Below are 17073 nucleotides of genomic sequence, written 5' to 3'. Positions count from 1 at the left end.
GGTCCGGAATCTCGGGGTCGTAGGGCACACCGTGAGACTCCGTCTCACGAGATGACGAACGTGGTTCGTCACTTTCGCTGGACACGTCACTCCACCTCGTCGGGGTCTTTCATGATTCGGGTCGCCTCGTGGCGGTCGAGTTCGCGATACGTGTTGGTGAACTCGTCCCAGAGGTCGTCCCAGTCGTCGGTGTGACTAGTGTCCCGGCCGATCTCCTCGGGCAGGTCGGCGTCCGCATCGACATCGAGACCGAGTCCTTCGAGGTACGGGACCACGGTGTCGAGCCACTCCTCGCGCATGTCCGCCAGCGTCTCGGTCCGAAGCCCCAACTCGTCGATTCGGGTCTCTATTTCGTCGTCTACCGGCGCGAAGACGGTCAGGGCGTAGGGCAGAAGTCGGTCGAGCGCCTGCTGGACGCGCCGTCGCCCCTCGTCGTCGTCGCAGAGTCGTTCGAGCCAGTTCTCGGCGTGTTCGCGGTGGTAGTCCTCCTCGCCCCGAATCTTGCCCACGCGGTCGCGGATGCGGGCGTACGACGAATCCACGAGGGCTTCGAGGCGAATCTCCTCGGCCACGTCGTAGAGGTACGACCGCAGGATGGGGTCGGCCCAGTCGCCCTCCTCGAAGGGGCGTTCGGTCAGCGTGCTGTGGTGCCACTCGTCGGGCGGACGTTCCCAAATCAGGTCGGGTTCGTCCGGGCCGAAATCCTGCAGGAGGTCGTACCAGAGTCGGGCGTGACCCAACTCGTCCTGCGCGATGTTCGCCAGCGCGAGGTCGGATTCGAGGGTGGGCGCGCGGACCTGCCACTCGGTGTATCGCTCCGCGAGGACGAACTCGTCGTCCGCGAGCCGGAACAGCAGGGTCTCGACCGCTTCGCGCTCCTCGTCGGAGAGTTCGTCGGGTCCGGACAGTTGCTCTGCGGTCGCCATCAGTCGTCACCCCGCTGGCGCTCGGCCTCGGCCTCGACCTGTTCGCTCTCGGACTCGGCGACCTCCGAGGCGGCGGCCTCGAAGCTGTAGGACTGTGCCCACCGGTAGGACTTGTCGGTCGTGCCGCCGAACTTCGCGTCCTCGGTATCGACCTCGCCGATTTCCTTCTGCGGGACGACCCACAGGCTGTTGGTCGGCTTGCGCCGCCCGTGCTGGACTTCGGCGAACATCAGCGCCATCTCGCGGTCGGGCGCGTGGACGTTTCCGCAGTGGGTGTGATACTCGCCCGCTTGGTCCTGACGGAACACTTCCCAAATCATGGTTAGTCGGCCGCCTGCGGGGTCTGGCCCGCGTCCTTCGCTTCCCAGCCGTCCATCGAGTTCCGGACCCACTCGACGGCCTCTTGGGTGCGGTTGCGCTTGCCGATCTGTTCGTGGCTCCCCGGCGCGTCGTTCTTCGCGATGGTGAAGAACTCGTCCCAGTTCAGGTCGTCCTCCTCGACTTCGTAGGTGCCGTCGCCGTTCTCCCGGATGCGCGGTTCGTCGGGGATTTCGAGACCGTACTTCTCGGCCTTCGGGATGTAGGCGTTGAGGAAGGCGTTTCGCAGGTCGTCGTTGGTCATCGTCTTCAGCCCTACGTCCGCCGAGAAGTCGTGGTGGGTGGACTTGTCGTCGGTCGGTCCGAAGAACTGGATGATTCGAGGCCACCACGTCTCGAAGGCCTCTTGGGTCTTCTCCTGCTCGGCCTTCGAGCCGGTCATGAGTTCGTAGAGGATGGCCTCGCCGTGCTTGACGTGGAAGCCCTCCTCGAAACACACCTTGTCCATCGCGTGGGCGTACGGCTCCCAACTGGACTGCTTGAGCGTCGCCTGTCGGCGCATCGCCGCGCCGTCCACGAAGAACGCTATCATCGGCGTCTCGACCCACGACTCCAGCGGGTAGTGGAAGCAGTTGAGGAACTTGCCCTCGCCGTTGGCGAGTTCGTCCAGCATCTGCTCGCGGTCCTTGATACCGAGCGATTCGGCGGCCCGGTAGAGGAGTTGCCCGTGGCCGATTTCGTCCTGCACTTTCGCGGAAAAGGCCAGCTTCCGGTCGAGACTCGGTGCCTCACGGATGAAGGGTCGTTCGAGGTAGGCCCCCATGATTTCGCTGTTGGCGTGGAACTGAATCATGCGGGTCGCGGCCTTCCGGTACTTCTCCGGGAGGTCGTCTTTCGGACTGAACTCGCGCGGCCCGGCGCGCTCCTTGACTTGCTCGATGTCCATATACAATCGTCTACGACCCCGACCGGGATACCGATTAACCCGTCCATGTGGCGGGTTTAAATAGCCAGCCGAACAAGTTTCTCGTATGACCGCCCGGCCGACACGCCGCCGACGCCCGGCCGACCGTCGAACGATAGCGCGAGTACCCACCGAACCACCGCGAACGCCCGGCCGACCGACCGCCACGTCTGGGTGGACTGAAAGGGGCCGCCGAGTCGCGGGTCGAAGGCCCGTGGTCGCCTCCGGCGGCCCTATTCCGCGCGCAGTTCTGCGCGCGGAATATCCGGCGGAGCGACCGCGACTCGGCGGGGGCTTTCTAACTCTTCTTCGCCGACGTTCCTCCGTCTCTCGGCGACGCATCGGTTCGAGAGGTGGTCGAAATTGATAGACGAATGTCTCGTCGTGGAGTTCAGCGTCACGGGCGACGACTGCCCGCTGGCCGAGGCGACCCGCGAGACGGGCGCGACCATCGACGCCAGACCGCCGCAACTCCGCCACGACGACAACGCGCTCCTGCGCTTCTCGGCGGGCGAGGAGACCGACGAACTCGCGGCACTCCTCGACGCCGACGACCGGATTCGCTACCTCCACGTCTCCCGGACCGACAGTCGGACCAACTTCCGGTGTCTCTCGAAACACCCCTGCGTCGTCCACGAGTTGACCGACGCGGGGTTCATGGCCGAGACGTTGCAGTACCGCGAGGGGACCGAACGCTACACCGGTGCGGTGGTCGGCCACGACGTGTTACAGGGCGTCCTCGCGGCGGTCGCCGAGACGGTGGGCGTCTCGCTCGAACGCGTCTTCCCGCTCGGGAGCGAGGACGACGAGGCGGTCGCCCAGCGGTGGGACGTGACCCCCGCCCAAGAGGTCGCGCTCCGGACCGCGTTGGAGATGGGCTACTTCGCGGTGCCGCGCGGCGCGACCGCCGCGGCGGTCGCCGACGAGGTGGGAATCAGCAAGTCGGCGTTTCTGGAGCGCCTGCGCCGGGGGCAGGCGACGCTGTTCGCGCAGGTGTTCGGGTAGGGACGGACCGTGGACGGTCTCAATCCTCCTCGGTGGGACCGGTCGTTTTCCCGTCGCCTCCTCGATGCTCGTCTCCCACTAAAATCGAATAGGTGACTGTCACGCTCACGAAGCCGAGGAGAAAGGCGAATACGAGCCATTCACCGCCGCCGACAGCAGCGAGCGTCAGCGCGAGCAGGGTGGCGACGACGACCAGGAGGAGGATGATAGCGTCAAGTCGAATTCGGAGGGCGTCGTCCATGCCAAATTCCTGTCGGGTCGGTGGAAAGTAGCTTGCGGAACACGGGGCAACTCGCGCGGAACCAAATCGAATTTGTGACGTAGCCGACACGCTCGAATGATGGCCGACGACGAAATCGTTCAGCAACTCACGGACATCCACCAGACGCTCGAACTGATAGCGCTCTTGCTAGCGGTGGTCGCTCTCAGTCAGGGGTTCTTTGGTTTAGTCGCAGGAGGCGTCGCCATACTCCTGCTAGTCGGGAACTCCATTATTCGGGCACTGTAGAAACCGACCTTTTCTTGAGGGTCGTCTCTCACGACCCGACCATGACCGACGCAGACACGATGCTCACCGACGTTCACCGGATGCTCGAAGTCGTCGCGTTCTTGTTGGCCGTCCTGATACTCCAGAACGGCGGTACTCTCGGCGTGGTCGTGGGCGGCGGCGCGGCGTTCCTCCTCGGGTTCAACGCGCTCTGGCGCGCCACCGAGACGACGAGCGAGTGAGCTATGCACAACCTAACTGATTCTATTGGCAAGGAAACACTGTCTATAAAATAGACAAAATGATTTGGGTTATTCTTCGGCCAGTTTGACTTCGTAGACTACTCGGCCGCTCAAGCCCGGTCGGACGACCCGCGCGCCAACGACACCTTCGCATCGCTCGCCGAGTATATATTGACCGTTTCGAAGAAGTCAGTTCCCAATCCCATGCTGGGTTATTCTGTGGCTCTCATCGTCGTCCGGCACCCAATGACGCCAACCGGCCGACCCGAAGTTCATATATTCCAAACAGCTCCCCTCCGTATTCGTGTCGGCGGGGCGGAATAGATACGAGTCAGAAACGCGGAACTTTCATTGTCGAATCGAATCCACGTTTCCCGGGATTCGTGTGCAAAAGCGTATCAGTTCGGTCAGCGATAGCCGTCGCTTGACGTTTGGCCAGCTACTTCTTAATGCATAAATACGACGATCTAAAAAACGCGCCGCCACTTCGTCTGTTTCGAAGTGGCTCAATGTCCGTCGGTACTCTCTAGTTAGTCGATATCCTCCACCTGCACGACTTTCGACTCGCTCCACCAGTTGGTTCCACTCTGGGGTGAGACTGACACACCGCCGGTTCCGATACTGACATTAAAGTAGGTGTTCTCCCACGAGTGCCAGTAATCGAAGTCGATGTCGTTGTCGCTCGCACTGCCCGACTCCTGCTCAACAGACAATCCCATGTACGACGCCTGATTGTAGTTGTCGGGGTCGTTGTTGACCGCATCTCCGATTATGTAGTTCGTGTGTGCGCCATCGTCGTACTCAACCGCAGCACCAGTGACACCGGACGTGTCCCCGTTTTTCACTTCCCGACACCAATCGTTGTCGTAATAGAGCCCGCCGTAGTTGTACTTGCCCTGTTCCCACTCGATGGTACAGAGGTCGTATGGACTCTCTCCGTAGGGTAGTTCGTCGCCGTACACGAACTCCCACTCGAAGTCTATCGCGTCGTATTGCGGTTGGGTGATGTCTGGCGAGTAGGTGTAAGTCAGGTAGAACCGGAGCTTCGACTGGTCCATCTTCTGCGTTCCGGGATCGTTCCGTTCTGTGCCGCCTTTCGAAACCGGGATTTCTACGCTCGAATGCGTATGGTCCATTCCTTTTTTGCTCAGGAACGAGCGCCATTCGGAGTTACTCCAGTCGTGTTTATCCCGAAGGGACAACCCGATGTCGTACAAACTTTTGCCGTTGCTCGAGGACTTCCCACCGGCTCGCACGCTCGCGGTGCCGACGCTCAACCCTGCAAGAGCAGTTCCCGTTGCCGACAGCATCCTTCGTCGATTCATTCCGCTTGTATCATCTTTTTTCATCTGCATTTTTGAAACTCTGGTAATGGCACTTATTTTTATTCGCTAGTTCTAAATATTTAATATTATATGATATTACTTTGGAATATATAGTCGCGGGGGACTGAAGTAGTTGACCTACCACTCGTTGGATAGTGGCTTTGCCGACAACCGCCAAGCGGCGCAGTCGGTCAGTAGAGTTTTGCCACGCACGGCGTCCAGTCTACGCCACGATGAGGCCTCGTACCCGAACATCCCGCTAAACGAGTCTGTCCCTGCGATGAAGCGGTCAAGACAGTCGCCGATCTGCTCAATGAAGCGACTCCCGTCCCCTGAACAGGGTACTACACGGGTAGAGCCCGATGCTCTGCGTTCCGCAAAGTGGAGGAGACGCAGCGGTAGTCACTGTCTTTCTAGATATTCCTCTCGAAGGAGAAATATAGGCCCCAGAATCTTCGTCGCGCGACTGCTCAACGAATACGTCTTACGCCGAAGTGGTCGTCGCCGGTACCGACCACGACAGTCTCGTCGTCACGGAGCGCGTCGATACAGCCCGCAAGTCTGCCCGCGCGCTCGGGGCGGTCGTAGACGTTTTCCAAATCGGAGTAGTGGAGGAGTCGCATGGTGGCGGGCAAAACAATCCGCGCTTATCCGGTCTTGTAGACGCCGCGCGCGTCGGCGACCTGCGCGTCTCCGTCTTCTGCATAGACTGCCACGTCCACGACGCCCACGTCGCTCCCACAGCGCACCACGTCGGCCTCGGCGCGCAGGTCGCCGGTCCCGGCTTCGAGGTAGTCGATGCGCATGTCGATGGTCGGCACCGGTTGGTCCACCAGCGAGACCAGCGCCGCGCCGCCCACCGTGTCCGCGAGGGTGAAGGTGACGCCGCCGTGGGCCATCTGGCGGTCGGCGTTCCACGACAACTCCTCGCGCATCTCGACCCGGCCCTCGGCGTGACCGTCTTCGACTTCGGTGACTTCGACGCCCAGCAGGTCGGCGAACGGCATCTCCTCGAAGAAGTTCTCTACGTCCATGCGGTCGATTTGGGGCGGCGAGCGGCTTAAAAATACTCGTTGTCCGAGCCGCTACGCGACGCGAAAAGCGGTCGGCCCGCCCGACAGTGGGGTAGCCTTATTTCGGTAGCGCCGGACGGTGGGCGTATGGAAATTGCCGAGGAGGACGGCGTCCGAACCGTCACGTTCGACCGACCCGAAGTGATGAACGCCTTCACCACCGATACCGCCGAGGAGTTGGCCGATATCATATCCGACACCGACGCCGACGAGTTCGACGCGCTGGTCCTGACCGGCGAGAGCGGCGTGTTCAGCGCGGGCGGAGACATCGAGTCGATGGCCGAGCGCGAGGAGACCACCGAACAGGCTTACGAGCGCGTCACGGAGACGTTCGGCCGCGTGGTCGAGGAGGCCATGTCGGCGAAGGTGCCCATCGTCGCCAAGGTGAACGGCGACGCCGTGGGCGCGGGACTGGCCATCGCGGCGGTCAGCGACTTCGCCTACGCCGTCGAGTCGGCGACGTTCAGTTGCGCGTTCGTCCGCGTCGGCCTGATTCCCGACACCGGCGGGTCGTTCCTCTTGCCCCATCTCGTCGGCCTGCGCGCCGCCAAGCGCCTCGCGTTCACCGGGGAGTTCTTCAGCGCGGACGAGGCCGCCGAACTCGGACTCGTCAACGAGGCGGTCCCCGACGACGAACTGGACGAGCGCGTCGCGGACCTGCTGGACACGCTCCGCGAGCGCCCGACGACGACCATCGGACTGGCCAAGCGCGCCATCCACGAGAACTTGGGCCGGGGCTGGCAGGAGGCCATCGACTACGAGAACCACGTCCAGTCGCTGGCCTACGACACGCCCGAACACGAGGAGGGCGTCGCGGCCTTCTTGGAGGGTCGGGACCCCGAGTTCGAGTGAGGCGGCGGCCCCAAACGTCGTCACTCCGACCGCGAAATCTGACCGTAGGACGTTCCGTGGCGGTAGTTGTACGTCTCGACGGCGGCACCGACCAGTCCGACGACGACGAGGAGCAACCCGTACGAGCGCGGGTCGCCGCCGACGAAAAAGAGCGCGAGGCCCCACACGAACAGCATGCCAGTGTGGACGACCGGCCACGCGTCGTGGGTTCGGAATCGGCGGACGGCACTCACAGCGAGAAAGACGACTGTCGTGAGTACGAACGCCAGCGACGACGGGTCGGGGTCTCCGTAGAGTACGGCGGCGGCCAGTAGTGCCACCAACGGGAGCGTGACCAGCAGACGACCCACCGAGAAACCCCGAGAGCGAAATGCGTCGAGTACCACACCCGAACGTGTTTTTCGGGGAACAAATGCGCTTTCGTTCTCGTCTTTCGATTCGGTCTCGGGGACGACACTCAAATGGCTGGCCTCGCTACGGTGGGGTATGGCAGACGGACGCGACGGCCCGACCGACGACCCGCTACCGGGCGACGGACCGACCGGCGGCCCGGCGACGAACGACGAGTTCGACGCCCCCATCGTGACCTGCGAGCGGTGCGACCGCGAGTGGGACCTCGCCGACGAGTTCGCGGACTTGGGCGTGGGCAACCACGCCGTCGAGCAGTTCGCGCTCGACCACCGCCGGCACACCGGCCACTTCCCCGACGAGATAGCGACGTGGCGGGCCGTCTGTCGTCACTGTCCCGAGGAGGCCGAACGACTCGCCAGCGACGCCGCGACGCGATGGGCCGAGACCCACGCGCGCCACACTCGCCACGCGGTCGAGATTCGCCACGCGAGCGGTGACGAGACGACCCTCGTGGAGGCCGACGACGGCGAGTAGAGTCGGGGCGGTGGCCGTGTTAATGTACCTCTATCTAGCAAAAAATAATTTAAACATGCGATATATCAAATACGTACGGAGGTGACAAAATATGGCATTCGAAATCAGCGTGGTTCCGTTCTGTACGTGCGAGGAGTTCCCGACTCTGGAGTGCTGAGTTCGACGCAGCAGTCGTATCGTTCTGAAACCAACCTCGAAAGTGCGTTCCCGCGAGTCAGAGTCCGAGGAACTGTTCTGCGTTCTCCCAGAGAATCTTGCGCTGAACCTCGTCGGGGAAGTCGAGTTCTTCGAACTGCTCCAGCCACGGTGCCGGTTCTATCATCGGGTAGTCCGTACCGAACATCACCTTGTCCTGCAGGAGCGTCTTGGCGTAGTGCAACACTTGGTCGTCGATGTACCGGGGCATCCACCCCGAGAGGTCCATGTAGACGTTGCCCTTCTGCTGGCAGATGGCCAACTGCTCTTTCTCCCACGGGAACGCGGGATGCGCGAGGAGAATCTGGAGGTCGGGATGCTCGGCCGCCACGTCGTCTATCAGCATCGGGTTGCCGTACTTGATTTTCAGCCCGCGACCGCCGGGCGCGCCAGCCCCGAGCGTGGAGTTGCCGCCGTGGAAGACGACCGGGACCCCGAGGTCCTCGATGGTCGAAAACAGCTCCTCGTGTTCGGGGTCGCTCGGGTCGAAGCCCTGCGCGATTTGCTGGAACTTGAACCCGGAGAGACCGAGGTCCTTGACCGCGCGCTCGGCCTCTTCCACGCAGTCGTCTTTCAGCGGGTCCACGCTGGCGAACCCGACGAAGAAGTCGTCGTACTCGTCGCGCACCTCCGCGACGTAGTCGTTAGGTACCGGCGGGTTGCCGGTGTTGGTCTCGGCGTCCCACCCCAGCAGGACGGTCTTGCCGATGCCGACCTCGTGGTACTCCTCGATGAGGTTGTCGTAGGTGTCGGTCTCGATTGACGAGCCGAACTTCTCGGCGGCGTCCTCCATCATCAGCCCACCGGCGTCGTGCAGGAACTCCTCGGTGGGTTGGTGGCAGTGGGTGTCGATGATGGGATTCTCGTCGGGATGGTCTCGAACTACGTCGAGTTTGGGCATGGAGTGGTGTTCGGGAACTGTAGTGAAAAATCGTGCGAAGGGTGGTGGTCGGAGCGACGACGGCTCGGAATCGCGTCCGGACGCGAAAACTCACATCCCGAGCGCGACGACGACCAGATACGAGAAGGCGTTGTTCGCCGCGTGCAACAGGCTCGGGCCGGTGAGGTCGCCGTACCGGAGCCGAAGCGCGGTCGGGAGGAGGCTCCAGACCGTGACGAAGACGCCGCCCGCCACCCCGAAGAACGGGACGTGAATCGCGCCGAAGACCAGAATCGTTCCCGCGGCCGCCGCGAGCGGGGACCAGCCACGAGCGAGCAGGCCGCCGAGGAGCAACCCTCGGTAGAGCAACTCCTCGACCCACGGCCCGAGCAGGACGGGACCGACGACCACGGCGGCGAGCGTCGCGGGGTCCGACAGCGAGTACGAGAGGCCGCTCACCTCGTAGCCGAACGAGGACGTGACCGCGGTCGTGACCTCGAAGACGCCGAGACCGACGACGAAGGCGGCGGCGACGGCGAGCAGTTCGCGGCCGGTCGGTCGCCGGAGGGGAAACGCCGCCCGTCGCTCGGCGGGCGAGAGGACCGCGTACGCCCCGCCGAGGACGGCGAGGTTGGCGAGGCCGTACAGCAGGAAGACGCTCGGGAGGTCGAACTCGTTCGGTCCGGTTCCGGTGAGTCCGCCGACGACGGCGAAGACGAGAAGGGTGACGGGCATCACCGCGAGGACGGCCCCGACCGCGACGAGCGAGCGGCCTTCGAGGGATGCCACGTCGGATGATTCGCCACGCCGCGCTGACGAGTAGTCCATGACTCGATAGTAAAATAATTATTACAAAACTATTTCGATTAGTCGCCGCAGGAGGAGCGGAATCGGCCTACTCGTCGCCCTCGTCCTTCTTGATGAGGAACTTCATGTCGCCCTCGAAGACCACGGTGTCCTCCTGATTCGTCATCGTCGTGTCGATGACGACCATCCCGGAGTCGTCTCGGCTCGAAATCTCCTTCGTCTCCACGACTTCCATGTCCAGCGAGACGGTGTCGTCCATGTGGACCGGGTTCGGGATGTCCATGTAGTTCATCCCGAGGAACGCCAGCACGGTCCGCTCCAAGATGCCGGTGCGGTAGACGAACCCCGTGGCGAGGACGAACGTCATGGGGCCGTGGGCCACGCGCTCGCCGAAGTACTCGTCCTCGGCGTACTCCTTGTTGGTGTGGAGTTCGGTCCAGTCGCCCGCGAACGCCGAGTGCTGGACGAAGTCGTACTCGGTGACGGTCCGGCCGACGCTCTCGAAGGTCTGTCCCTCCTCGAAGTCCTCGAAGTGGTGAGGCGTGTAGCTGTACGGCATATTTCGGGGTTCGCTCGTCGGCGACAAAATTCTATGGTATCTTTCGTGGAGGAGTCAGAGAGGACCGACGACGGTGAGCAATCGAGACGAGTCGAGTCGGTCGCCGAAGTCGAACACTAAGTGCCCGTCGCGCGAACTGCGCCCATGGCCGAAATTCCCGACGAACGCCGCGAACGAATCGCCTCGGACCCCTTCTGCGAGACGTTGGGCGTCGAGTTGACCGACCTCGAACCCGGCACCGCGACCACCCAACTGACCGTCACCGAGGACCTGCTGAACTTCCACGGGACGCCCCACGGCGGAGCCGTCTACTCGCTGGCGGACGCCGCGTTCGCGGCCGCGTCGAACGGCGAGGGCGACACCGCGCTCGCGCTGGAGACCAACATCTCCTACTTCGAGGCGGTCGAAGTCGGCGAGACGCTGACCGCCGAAGCCGAGCGCGTCCACGAGCGCGGCCGAACCGCGTCCTACCGCGTCGCCGTCACCGACGAGCGCGACGACGAAGTCGCGGCGTTCCGCGGCCGAGTGTACCGCCCCGGCGAAAAGTAGCCTCCGCCGTTTTCCCCGGACGGTGGCGTCGCCGTTCATCCGCGGTCCGACGAGCGCCGATGGTTCGACTCCGGAGCGCAGACCCGCCGCCGGAGTCGCCGCCCCGACAAGCCTATTTTAATTCCTGCATACTTTTGAACCCCGAGTGTCATCCACCGGTATGCGACGCCGCCCGTTCCTCGGCCTCGCGGTCGCCGCGACGGCGACGGGAACCGCCGGACTCCTCGGTTCGCTCCGGGCGTCGAGCGGGAGCGACGGCGGGACGGACCCCGGCGCGACGAACCGCGGCGCGGCGAACCGCGGAGACTCGGCCGCGCCGGACGAGACCCGACCGGCCGCGACCGACCGCGCGCTGTCGGTCCGGCGCGCCGAGACGTTCGACCGCGTGGTCCGACTGAACGACCTCGGCGACGACCCCCGCGGACGAGTTACGCCGTTCTCGGACCTCTCGCCCCGCGAGCGGGAGGTCGCGGCCAGCGCGATAGACGGCACCTACCGGACCCGCGACCCGCCGGAGTGGCTCTGCGAGTTCGCCAGCGCGACCCCGTTCGTGGAGCGGTCGGGCACCTACTACCGGCTCGACGACACCCTGCCGACCTACCGCGTCACGGCCGAGACCGTCGCCGAGCGCGACGTGACGGGCGCGATTGCGACCTACGCCGAGTACGAGCGCGCCGTCACCCGCGACGAGTACGTCGCCACGGGTCTCCTGCGAATCGCCCGCCGGGAGGGCGTCGAGTTGAGCTACGTCTGGCCCGCGCTCCGGGCGTTCTTCGAGAACTACGACGCCGCGCGCTACCACGGCGACCTCCTCGATTTCGCCGTCGAGGTGGACGACGCTGGCCCGCCCGCCGAACTCTCGGCGACCGAGGTCCCCGTCTCGGCGGCGGTCGGCGGCGCGGTCTGGCGCGCCGACGCGGCCCCGGAACGCACCCGCGAACTCGTCCGGCGCGCTGGCCGGGCGCGCGGGGCGTACGGGTTCGACCGCGCGCCCGCGGGCCTGCTGGACGCGCTCCGGGACCACCGGTACGTCGCGCTCGACGGCACGTTCTACACGAGTTACGTGGAGTCCGACGGTGAGGTCCCGGTCTCGGTCGAGGCCGAGGTCCGCGAGGGGCGACTTCGACTCGCGGCCCGCCACGAGGGGAGCGACGCGAGCGGGGGTGGCGACGGAACCGGAAGCGGCGGCGAGGTGCGACTCGCCAGCGGTCCGCCGCGACCCTTCGGCGTCGTCCGGTGTCGCTCCGCGGAAGACGGCGAGAAGTCCCGGCATCTCCTCTGGACCGACGCCTACGCCGCCAGCAACCGCGTTCGAACCGCAGGCCGGGACGTGACGGCGACCGAGGAGGTGGCGCTGGTTTCGACGCTCGCGCCCGGCGAGTCGGTCGCCGAGGAGTACGCGGTCCCGGCCGACCTGCCGCCGGGCGAGTACGTCGTGGCGGGGTCGTTCGGTGTGACGGGTCGGGGCAGAACCGATGGCTCGACCGTCCGGTATCGCGTCAGGTTCGCCGTCAAGTAGAGACAATCGCGTCGAGAGGTCCTGATTCTCGGGATTTGAGAGGCTTCGGATACGGTTATCTCTCCACTCGTCGTACTAGGAGCATGGCCACGGAAACTCGATCTAGAAACCTCGGACGCAGACCGACCAGCCAGACCATCTTCGGCGCGCTCGTCGTCCTGCTGGGCGTGTTGCTTCTGCTGGACACGACCGGTCTCTTCGAAACCGACTCGCTGTTGACCTACGTCCCCTCGCTGTTCGTCCTCGTGGCGGTGTACGCGATGGTCGCCAGCGAGTTCCGGAACGTCGCGGGACCGGCGATAATCGTCCTCGTCGCTGGCGGGGCGCAACTGGTCGCGCTCGGAATCGTCGAGGTCGCCGACCTCGCGCCGCTCTGGCCCGTGTTCGTCATCGTCTTCGGACTCTCGGTCGTGCTGGCGCGCTACCGCGCTCGCGTCCACACGGTCGCCGACGAGTACGTCTCCGCCCTCGCGTTCTTCGGCGGCAACGAGAAGCGTTCGACATCGAAGTCGTTCGCGGGCGGGGACCTGACCGCGGTGTTCGGCGGCGCGGAACTCGACCTCCGGGACGCCCGAATTTCCGACCGCCCGGCGCAGGTCTCGGCGACCGCGCTGTTCGGCGGCGTGGACGTGGTGGTCCCGCGCGACTGGAACGTCCGCATCGACGCGATTCCGGTGTTCGGCGCGGCCGAGGACGACCGCCCGCGCCGCGACGAGGAACACGACGAGGTGGACCTCGTGGTGACGGGGTTCGTCGCTTTCGGCGGCATCAGCGTGACCGACTAACTGTTCGCCGCCTCGGCCAGCGACTCGCCGAAATCGGCCGCGAAGCCCTCTACCTCGTCCCAGTCGGTGTACTCGTAGTCGCGGGACGCGTCGGTGTCCCCGCCCGTCTTCTTGGAGATTCGTTTCATCAGGAACCGCTTGAGGACGCCGTACTCGCTGTACTTGAGCGCGCCGGGCACGACCGCGGTCGCGTCGGGGTCCCAGCCGGTCTCGCCGAGGAGGTCTTCGAGCTTTCCGCGGGCCTCCCGCCAGCCCTCGTCGGTCCCGGCCGCCGCGGCGAGGCTGACCGAGAAGAACGCCGAGGGCATCCCGTTCAGTTCGTCGGCGCGCTCGCGGACGAACCGCCGGACGTACTTCTGGTGTTTCCCGTAGTGGAGCGACGCCCCGACCACCGCGGCGTCGTAGTCCGCGAGCGAGAACTCCTCGGGCAGGTGCTTGGCGTGAATCAGGGTCGGCTCGTGGCCCGCGTCGGCCAACACGTCGGCGATTCGCTCGGCGATGGTCGCGGTCTGTCCCTCGGTGGTCCCGTAGAGGAGCGCGACGCGCGCCATCAGCGGTCTCCTCCGGTTGTGGTTTCGGCCGTGATTTCGGACCTGTCGAACATCGGTCTCACCACCCCGGAACCCAACGTCGTCGGTGAAAAGCGATACTGCCGCGACGCTCGCGGTCGTCGCCCCCATCTGCGCGAGGGACGAGGACCGCAGGAGGTTGGGGCGGACGAGGAGCGCACTCCCCGCGACGAACCACCGACAGACGCTCGGCGACGCGACAGACGCTCGGCGACGCAACCGACGGGGTGGATAAAGGGGCCGCCCGCTCGCGGCCGGAGGCCGTGGTCGTCTCGGCGACCCCTCTCCGGAGCGACCGCAGGGAGCGGCGGAGATGTCGCCGAGCGACCGCGAGCGGGCGGGGGCTTTCTAAAAGGTCTTCTCGGATATTCCGGCAGTCACGCTCGGGGAAACGCCGTTTCGTACTGAGCGGTCCGGAGCCTTCGGAACGGCGAGAAGAACGAGAACGACGACGCGCCTACCGTCTCACTCGTCGTCTCCTCGGTGGTCGAACACGCGCTTGACCTTTCCGACCTCGGTCCGGTCCACGACGCCCGGTCCGACGACCTCGATTTCGTCGGGCTTGACCTCCAAGGTCTCCTCCAGTTTCTCGCGGATGCGTCGTTCGAGTTCGTCGTGGGTCCCCTCGTACTCCTCGTGGTACTCGACGGTGAGTTCCATCCGGTCCAAGTTCCCGCGGCGGTAGAGGTCGATGCGGTAGTGCGGAGCCACGTCCTCGATGTCCACCATCACCTCCTCGATTTGGCTCGGGTAGACGTTCACCCCGCGGACGATGAGGAGGTCGTCGGTGCGCCCGGTCACGTTGTCCATCCGGACCACGGTGCGCCCGCAGTCGCACTCGTCGTAAGTCAGCGAGGTCATGTCGCCCGTGCGGTACCGGAGGACCGGCAGGGCCTCCTTCGTCAGACTCGTCAGGACGAGTTCGCCCTCCTCGCCCTCGGGGAGCGGTTCGCCGGTCCGAGGGTCCACGACCTCGGGGTAGAAGTGGTCCTCCCAGACGTGCAGGCCGTGCTGGACCTCCTCGCACTCGATGGAGACGCCCGGTCCGATGATTTCCGACAGACCGTACACGTCCACTGCGGTCACGTCGAGGGCCTCCTCTATCTCCTCGCGCATGGGGTCGGTGAACGGTTCCGCGCCGATGATGACCGTCGAGAGCGGGAGGTCCCTCGGGTCGATGCCGCGCTCCTCGGCGGCCTCCGCCAGATAGAGGCAGTAGGAGGGCGTGGCCGACAGTACGTCGCTCTCCATGTCCTGCAACATGTCCAACTGGCGGGCGGTGTTGCCGCCGCCGGTCGGGATGACGCAGGCCCCCAGTTCCTCCACGCCGTCGTGGAATCCCAGACCGCCCGTGAACAGGCCGTAGCCGTAGGCGTTCTGGACGACGTGGTCGGGGCGGACGCCCGCCGCGTACAGCGACCGAGCCATGACCTCCCGCCAGACGCCCAAGTCCTCGTCGGTGTAGCTCACGATTTTGGGCTTGCCCGTGGTGCCCGACGAAGCGTGAATCCGGCTGACCTCGTCGTGTTCGACCGCGAAGAGGCCGTCGGGGTACTCGTCGCGGAAGTCCTCCTTCGTCGTGAACGGGAGCTTCGAGATGTCCTCGACGCTCTCGATATCCTCGGGCGAGAGGCCCGCCTCCTCCAGCGCCTCGCGGTAGAACTCGACGTTCTCGTAGGCGTACTCGACGGTCTCGGCGAGTCGCTCGCTCTGCAAATCGCGCAACTCCTCGCGGGGGAGGCTCTCTACGTCGTTGTAGACCATGTCGAATAATCATTCGCAAGAGAGGGTCTAAACTGTTTGGTCGGTGGAGGCGTCGTCGCGGAACCTCGGCGTCGTGACCGCCGGAAGTTCGATTACCGCGCGCGAACCGGCCACTCCCGCGTCGCGTCAGAAGACGACTCGGACGACGACCAGCACGACCGCGCTCACGACCGCGAGCGTGAGCGCGAGGACCGCCAGCGGGCGAACCCCGGTCTCGCGCAGGTCGCCGAGCGCGACGCTCGTGCCGAGGCCCGCGAAGGCGACGAGGAACGCCGCGCGATAGGCCTCCTCGATGCGGGCGAGTTGCGGGTCGGTGAAGACGCCCGCGCTGGCCAGCACGACCAGCGCGAGGAACCCGAGGACGAACGTCGGGAAGCCGTCCCAGAGGCTCCGGAGGAACGACACCGCCGACGCGGAACCGTCGCCCGACGGCGACCCGACGGCCGATTCGTCGTCCGAACCCGACCCGACGGCCGATTCGTCGCCCGAACCCGACCCGGCGTAGACCACTGAGTACGCCACGACCAGTCCGCCCAGCAGGACGTTGCGGGTCAACTTCGCCACGGTCGCCCACTGTCCGGCGACCTCCGAGTAGGCGAACCCGGCGGCCGTCACGGGGCCGGTGCTGAACATCGTCAGTCCCGCCCAGACGCCGAACACCCGGTCGGCCAGTCCGAGCGCGTGGCCGACCGCGGGGTAGGTAAAGAGCGTGAGCGCGTCGAAGACCAGTATCGTGCTGGTCGCGTAGGCGACGTGTTCCTCGTCGGCCCGAATCGCTCCCGCGACCGCGACGACCGCCGAGACGCCGCAGACGCTCGCGCCCGCCGCGACCAGCGACCCGAGGCGACGCTGGAGGTCGAACCCGCGTGCGAGGAGTTCCGCGACGACGAGTGTGAACCCGACCACGCCGACGACCGTGACGAGCAGAGTCGGCCCCGCTTCGACCAGCGCGTCGAGCGAGACCCGGACGCCCATCAGGACGATACCGACCTCCAGCCAGAAATTGTAGGTCCCGACGCCCGACTCGAAGCGGTCGGGGACGCCGACGGTGTTGGCGAGGAGTCCGCCGACCAGCACGGCGAGCAGGAGCGCGGGAACCGGGACGAACGCGGCGAGACCGCGGGCGACGAGCGCGAGCGCGACGAGGAGCGCGAGACCGGGGAGCAGGTCGCCGAGCGAATCCAGCAGGGCCGAGCGATTCGGGGCTTTCGGGGCCATCCTACGCCGCGACCCGCACCGCCGGGGCGACGCGATGGCCGACCGCGGTCGCTCGCCACCCCCGGTCGAGGTCGGCCGCCGGTCTCCTCGGTCGCTCGCCGAACGTCCGCAGTGCCCCCGCACCTACCATCTCGTTCCGAACTGCCGGTCC

The 17073-nt window shown here is 65.3% G+C and carries 24 protein-coding genes; 9 read left to right on the top strand and 15 right to left on the bottom strand.

Features of this window, described 5'->3' with window-relative positions; all coding sequences use genetic code 11:
• Positions 1 to 86: 86 nt before the first annotated feature.
• The 3 genes from paaC to paaA are packed head-to-tail and all read right to left on the bottom strand — an operon-like array spanning position 87 to position 2190.
• Positions 87 to 926 carry a 1,2-phenylacetyl-CoA epoxidase subunit PaaC gene (gene paaC, locus EPL00_RS12420; RefSeq protein ID WP_135854484.1) on the bottom strand — a complete coding sequence of 280 codons (840 nt, stop codon included), beginning with the start codon at positions 924 to 926 and terminating at the stop codon, positions 87 to 89.
• Positions 926 to 1246, bottom strand: a complete 321-nt coding sequence (gene paaB, locus EPL00_RS12415) for a 1,2-phenylacetyl-CoA epoxidase subunit PaaB (RefSeq protein WP_135854483.1) — start codon at positions 1244 to 1246, stop codon at positions 926 to 928. Before paaB ends, paaC begins: the two co-directional genes overlap by 1 nt.
• Before the next feature lie 2 nt (positions 1247 to 1248).
• On the bottom strand, positions 1249 to 2190 hold the full coding sequence (paaA, locus tag EPL00_RS12410; RefSeq protein WP_135854482.1) for a 1,2-phenylacetyl-CoA epoxidase subunit PaaA: 942 nt from the start codon (positions 2188 to 2190) through the stop codon (positions 1249 to 1251).
• 381 nt (positions 2191 to 2571) lie between these two features.
• On the opposite strand from paaA, the gene EPL00_RS12405 reads away from it, so the two are divergent.
• A complete protein-coding gene (locus EPL00_RS12405) occupies positions 2572 to 3213 on the top strand; it encodes a helix-turn-helix domain-containing protein (protein WP_135854481.1) in 642 nt (213 codons plus the stop codon).
• A gap of 19 nt (positions 3214 to 3232) precedes the next feature.
• On the opposite strand, the gene EPL00_RS12400 is transcribed toward EPL00_RS12405, so the two are convergent.
• Entirely contained in the window at positions 3233 to 3454 is a 222-nt protein-coding gene (locus EPL00_RS12400; RefSeq protein WP_135854480.1) for a hypothetical protein, read from the bottom strand.
• Between the two features lie 99 nt (positions 3455 to 3553).
• On the opposite strand from EPL00_RS12400, the gene EPL00_RS12395 reads away from it, so the two are divergent.
• Together EPL00_RS12395 and EPL00_RS12390 are read left to right on the top strand one after the other, a co-directional pair.
• Entirely contained in the window at positions 3554 to 3721 is a 168-nt protein-coding gene (locus EPL00_RS12395) for a hypothetical protein (RefSeq protein WP_162224211.1), read from the top strand.
• 41 nt (positions 3722 to 3762) lie between these two features.
• Positions 3763 to 3942 carry a hypothetical protein gene (locus EPL00_RS12390; protein ID WP_135854479.1) on the top strand — a complete coding sequence of 60 codons (180 nt, stop codon included), beginning with the start codon at positions 3763 to 3765 and terminating at the stop codon, positions 3940 to 3942.
• Positions 3943 to 4472: 530 nt separating this feature from the next.
• Here EPL00_RS12390 and EPL00_RS12385 read toward each other — a convergent pair.
• The 3 genes from EPL00_RS12385 to EPL00_RS12375 all read right to left on the bottom strand — a co-directional run bounded on the left by EPL00_RS12385 (position 4473) and on the right by EPL00_RS12375 (position 6301).
• On the bottom strand, positions 4473 to 5297 hold the full coding sequence (locus EPL00_RS12385) for a hypothetical protein (RefSeq protein ID WP_135854478.1): 825 nt from the start codon (positions 5295 to 5297) through the stop codon (positions 4473 to 4475).
• A gap of 440 nt (positions 5298 to 5737) precedes the next feature.
• Positions 5738 to 5890 (bottom strand): hypothetical protein, encoded by a 153-nt coding sequence (locus tag EPL00_RS12380; RefSeq protein WP_162224209.1) that lies wholly within the window; start codon positions 5888 to 5890, stop codon positions 5738 to 5740.
• A gap of 24 nt (positions 5891 to 5914) precedes the next feature.
• Entirely contained in the window at positions 5915 to 6301 is a 387-nt protein-coding gene (locus EPL00_RS12375) for a PaaI family thioesterase (RefSeq protein WP_135854477.1), read from the bottom strand.
• Positions 6302 to 6427: 126 nt separating this feature from the next.
• Between EPL00_RS12375 and EPL00_RS12370 the strand changes: the two genes are divergently transcribed.
• The gene (locus EPL00_RS12370) at positions 6428 to 7192 is read left to right on the top strand and encodes an enoyl-CoA hydratase/isomerase family protein (protein ID WP_135854476.1); all 765 of its coding nucleotides are present in this window, start codon (positions 6428 to 6430) and stop codon (positions 7190 to 7192) included.
• Between the two features lie 20 nt (positions 7193 to 7212).
• On the opposite strand, the gene EPL00_RS12365 is transcribed toward EPL00_RS12370, so the two are convergent.
• On the bottom strand, positions 7213 to 7578 hold the full coding sequence (locus EPL00_RS12365; protein ID WP_135854475.1) for a hypothetical protein: 366 nt from the start codon (positions 7576 to 7578) through the stop codon (positions 7213 to 7215).
• A gap of 100 nt (positions 7579 to 7678) precedes the next feature.
• On the opposite strand from EPL00_RS12365, the gene EPL00_RS12360 reads away from it, so the two are divergent.
• Entirely contained in the window at positions 7679 to 8077 is a 399-nt protein-coding gene (locus EPL00_RS12360) for a hypothetical protein (protein WP_238398190.1), read from the top strand.
• 214 nt (positions 8078 to 8291) lie between these two features.
• On the opposite strand, the gene EPL00_RS12355 is transcribed toward EPL00_RS12360, so the two are convergent.
• From EPL00_RS12355 to EPL00_RS12345, 3 genes are all read right to left on the bottom strand, one after another.
• On the bottom strand, positions 8292 to 9173 hold the full coding sequence (locus tag EPL00_RS12355; protein WP_135854474.1) for an amidohydrolase family protein: 882 nt from the start codon (positions 9171 to 9173) through the stop codon (positions 8292 to 8294).
• A 90-nt stretch (positions 9174 to 9263) separates the two neighbouring features.
• Positions 9264 to 9980 (bottom strand): CPBP family intramembrane glutamic endopeptidase, encoded by a 717-nt coding sequence (locus tag EPL00_RS12350; protein WP_135854473.1) that lies wholly within the window; start codon positions 9978 to 9980, stop codon positions 9264 to 9266.
• A 67-nt stretch (positions 9981 to 10047) separates the two neighbouring features.
• Positions 10048 to 10518: a MaoC/PaaZ C-terminal domain-containing protein gene (locus tag EPL00_RS12345; protein ID WP_135854472.1), complete on the bottom strand. Its 471-nt coding sequence runs from the start codon at positions 10516 to 10518 to the stop codon at positions 10048 to 10050.
• A gap of 144 nt (positions 10519 to 10662) precedes the next feature.
• On the opposite strand from EPL00_RS12345, the gene paaI reads away from it, so the two are divergent.
• From paaI to EPL00_RS12330, 3 genes are all read left to right on the top strand, one after another.
• Complete coding sequence (paaI, locus tag EPL00_RS12340; protein WP_135854471.1) at positions 10663 to 11067, top strand: hydroxyphenylacetyl-CoA thioesterase PaaI; 405 nt, start codon at positions 10663 to 10665, stop codon at positions 11065 to 11067.
• Positions 11068 to 11227: 160 nt separating this feature from the next.
• Positions 11228 to 12586 carry a hypothetical protein gene (locus tag EPL00_RS12335; RefSeq protein WP_135854470.1) on the top strand — a complete coding sequence of 453 codons (1359 nt, stop codon included), beginning with the start codon at positions 11228 to 11230 and terminating at the stop codon, positions 12584 to 12586.
• Positions 12587 to 12669: 83 nt separating this feature from the next.
• The gene (locus tag EPL00_RS12330; RefSeq protein WP_135854469.1) at positions 12670 to 13371 is read left to right on the top strand and encodes a LiaF transmembrane domain-containing protein; all 702 of its coding nucleotides are present in this window, start codon (positions 12670 to 12672) and stop codon (positions 13369 to 13371) included.
• On the opposite strand, the gene EPL00_RS12325 is transcribed toward EPL00_RS12330, so the two are convergent.
• Complete coding sequence (locus tag EPL00_RS12325; protein ID WP_135854468.1) at positions 13368 to 13922, bottom strand: flavodoxin domain-containing protein; 555 nt, start codon at positions 13920 to 13922, stop codon at positions 13368 to 13370. The two genes, EPL00_RS12330 and EPL00_RS12325, sit on opposite strands and share 4 nt — an antisense overlap.
• Before the next feature lie 85 nt (positions 13923 to 14007).
• On the opposite strand from EPL00_RS12325, the gene EPL00_RS12320 reads away from it, so the two are divergent.
• Positions 14008 to 14175 (top strand): hypothetical protein, encoded by a 168-nt coding sequence (locus EPL00_RS12320; RefSeq protein WP_162224210.1) that lies wholly within the window; start codon positions 14008 to 14010, stop codon positions 14173 to 14175.
• Between the two features lie 230 nt (positions 14176 to 14405).
• Here EPL00_RS12320 and paaK read toward each other — a convergent pair whose 3' ends face one another.
• The 3 genes from paaK to EPL00_RS24045 all read right to left on the bottom strand — a co-directional run bounded on the left by paaK (position 14406) and on the right by EPL00_RS24045 (position 17052).
• Positions 14406 to 15704 (bottom strand): phenylacetate--CoA ligase PaaK, encoded by a 1299-nt coding sequence (gene paaK / locus EPL00_RS12315; protein WP_135854467.1) that lies wholly within the window; start codon positions 15702 to 15704, stop codon positions 14406 to 14408.
• 126 nt (positions 15705 to 15830) lie between these two features.
• Positions 15831 to 16922 carry a YeiH family protein gene (locus EPL00_RS12310; protein ID WP_135854466.1) on the bottom strand — a complete coding sequence of 364 codons (1092 nt, stop codon included), beginning with the start codon at positions 16920 to 16922 and terminating at the stop codon, positions 15831 to 15833.
• Between the two features lies 1 nt (position 16923).
• Positions 16924 to 17052 (bottom strand): hypothetical protein, encoded by a 129-nt coding sequence (locus tag EPL00_RS24045; RefSeq protein ID WP_274380994.1) that lies wholly within the window; start codon positions 17050 to 17052, stop codon positions 16924 to 16926.
• Between the last annotated feature and the right edge of the window lie 21 nt (positions 17053 to 17073).

It is taken from the genome of Halorussus salinus, from assembly GCF_004765815.2.
Taxonomy (GTDB): domain Archaea; phylum Halobacteriota; class Halobacteria; order Halobacteriales; family Haladaptataceae; genus Halorussus; species Halorussus salinus.
This window is presented reverse-complemented; position numbering and strand designations above follow the sequence as displayed.

What these genes read in the sequence shown, in the direction of transcription:
- paaC (WP_135854484.1), bottom strand. Translation starts at nt 926, where the DNA reads ATGGCGACCGCAGAGCAACTGTCCGGACCCGACGAACTCTCCGACGAG.
- paaB (WP_135854483.1), bottom strand. Translation starts at nt 1,246, where the DNA reads ATGATTTGGGAAGTGTTCCGTCAGGACCAAGCGGGCGAGTATCACACC.
- paaA (WP_135854482.1), bottom strand. Translation starts at nt 2,190, where the DNA reads ATGGACATCGAGCAAGTCAAGGAGCGCGCCGGGCCGCGCGAGTTCAGT.
- EPL00_RS12400 (WP_135854480.1), bottom strand. Translation starts at nt 3,454, where the DNA reads ATGGACGACGCCCTCCGAATTCGACTTGACGCTATCATCCTCCTCCTG.
- EPL00_RS12395 (WP_162224211.1), top strand. Translation starts at nt 3,554, where the DNA reads ATGGCCGACGACGAAATCGTTCAGCAACTCACGGACATCCACCAGACG.
- EPL00_RS12390 (WP_135854479.1), top strand. Translation starts at nt 3,763, where the DNA reads ATGACCGACGCAGACACGATGCTCACCGACGTTCACCGGATGCTCGAA.
- EPL00_RS12385 (WP_135854478.1), bottom strand. Translation starts at nt 5,297, where the DNA reads ATGCAGATGAAAAAAGATGATACAAGCGGAATGAATCGACGAAGGATG.
- EPL00_RS12380 (WP_162224209.1), bottom strand. Translation starts at nt 5,890, where the DNA reads ATGCGACTCCTCCACTACTCCGATTTGGAAAACGTCTACGACCGCCCC.
- EPL00_RS12375 (WP_135854477.1), bottom strand. Translation starts at nt 6,301, where the DNA reads ATGGACGTAGAGAACTTCTTCGAGGAGATGCCGTTCGCCGACCTGCTG.
- EPL00_RS12370 (WP_135854476.1), top strand. Translation starts at nt 6,428, where the DNA reads ATGGAAATTGCCGAGGAGGACGGCGTCCGAACCGTCACGTTCGACCGA.
- EPL00_RS12360 (WP_238398190.1), top strand. Translation starts at nt 7,679, where the DNA reads ATGGCAGACGGACGCGACGGCCCGACCGACGACCCGCTACCGGGCGAC.
- EPL00_RS12355 (WP_135854474.1), bottom strand. Translation starts at nt 9,173, where the DNA reads ATGCCCAAACTCGACGTAGTTCGAGACCATCCCGACGAGAATCCCATC.
- EPL00_RS12350 (WP_135854473.1), bottom strand. Translation starts at nt 9,980, where the DNA reads ATGGACTACTCGTCAGCGCGGCGTGGCGAATCATCCGACGTGGCATCC.
- EPL00_RS12345 (WP_135854472.1), bottom strand. Translation starts at nt 10,518, where the DNA reads ATGCCGTACAGCTACACGCCTCACCACTTCGAGGACTTCGAGGAGGGA.
- paaI (WP_135854471.1), top strand. Translation starts at nt 10,663, where the DNA reads ATGGCCGAAATTCCCGACGAACGCCGCGAACGAATCGCCTCGGACCCC.
- EPL00_RS12335 (WP_135854470.1), top strand. Translation starts at nt 11,228, where the DNA reads ATGCGACGCCGCCCGTTCCTCGGCCTCGCGGTCGCCGCGACGGCGACG.
- EPL00_RS12330 (WP_135854469.1), top strand. Translation starts at nt 12,670, where the DNA reads ATGGCCACGGAAACTCGATCTAGAAACCTCGGACGCAGACCGACCAGC.
- EPL00_RS12325 (WP_135854468.1), bottom strand. Translation starts at nt 13,922, where the DNA reads ATGGCGCGCGTCGCGCTCCTCTACGGGACCACCGAGGGACAGACCGCG.
- paaK (WP_135854467.1), bottom strand. Translation starts at nt 15,704, where the DNA reads ATGGTCTACAACGACGTAGAGAGCCTCCCCCGCGAGGAGTTGCGCGAT.
- EPL00_RS12310 (WP_135854466.1), bottom strand. Translation starts at nt 16,922, where the DNA reads ATGGCCCCGAAAGCCCCGAATCGCTCGGCCCTGCTGGATTCGCTCGGC.
- EPL00_RS24045 (WP_274380994.1), bottom strand. Translation starts at nt 17,052, where the DNA reads ATGGTAGGTGCGGGGGCACTGCGGACGTTCGGCGAGCGACCGAGGAGA.